A 251-nucleotide genomic window follows, 5' to 3' on the forward strand; every position below is an offset into this window, starting at 1 on the left:
CGACGCGTTGCGGTTCACAGCCGGTAACGGCGGGAACTGCCTCGTTCATCGAAGGGCGTTTCGCGCCGTGCTGCGGAAGTCTCCGCTCATGGAGGACTGTATCGCTTTTTACAAGGTGAACCAGGCGACCTTCCAAGCGGCTGCGACGAAGAAGATCGAAGAACATTGCATAGGCGACGGTCAGAATTTCCACCTCAACAGCAGGCAGATCAGGCGCAGGCTAGCCATGACACGACTGGCAGAAATCTTGC

1 protein-coding gene is annotated in these 251 nt (G+C 57.4%); it reads left to right on the forward strand.

Translation table 11 applies throughout. From position 1 onward, the window contains the following. Window positions 1-251 (forward strand): hypothetical protein (locus tag EOD29_RS37690; protein WP_127248874.1); only part of this gene is annotated, 251 nt, incomplete at both ends.

Origin of the sequence: Mesorhizobium sp. M1A.T.Ca.IN.004.03.1.1, assembly GCF_003997555.1 — a bacterium.
Lineage (GTDB): Bacteria > Pseudomonadota > Alphaproteobacteria > Rhizobiales > Rhizobiaceae > Mesorhizobium.